The organism is Aphanothece microscopica RSMan92 (genome assembly GCF_046613545.2).
Lineage (GTDB): Bacteria > Cyanobacteriota > Cyanobacteriia > PCC-6307 > Cyanobiaceae > NIES-981.
The window spans coordinates 1-540 of record NZ_JBKKKY020000390.1; the positions used below are offsets into that span (position 1 = coordinate 1).

The following is a 540-nucleotide window of genomic DNA, read 5'->3' on the forward strand; positions in this document are numbered from 1 at the left end:
CCAATGCCAGCATTCGGGCGGGCGACCTGCAGGTGCGGTCGGCCCAGACCGCCTTTGACGGCGTGCGCGAGGAGGCCCGTCTGGGCGCGCGCACCACGCTGGACGTGCTGAATGCGGAACAGGAACTGCTGTCGGCGCGGGTGACGCGGGTGTCGGCCGAGGCCACGCGCTACATCGGGGTCTATGGGCTGTTGTCGTCGATGGGGCTCTTGACGGTCGATCACCTCAAGCTGGGGATCCCGACCTATGACCCCGAGGGTTACTACAACGCCGTGCGCAACGCGCCCGCCCTGTCGGCCCAGGGCAAGAAGCTGGACCGCATCCTGAAGACGATCGGAGACTGACCGTTCTCGCCCCGTGGCCGGTGCCGTCCTTGTCAGAAGGGCGGGTGGGGGCTACACTTCTGCGTCAAGAACAAGACACGAGGGGCGCGCGGGCATGTCGGAGCCGATGACGACGACGGACATCGAGGATGTCCTGTCTTCCATCCGCAAGCTGGTGTCGGAAGACCTGCGCCCGGCGCAGCCCCGCGGCCCGCTG

Annotated in this window: 1 pseudogene; it reads left to right on the top strand. The window is 67.8% G+C overall.

The window, feature by feature from the left end:
- Positions 1-344: pseudogene (locus ACLD7X_RS18170) on the top strand (TolC family protein); the annotation flags it as partial.
- Positions 345-540 lie beyond the last annotated feature (196 nt).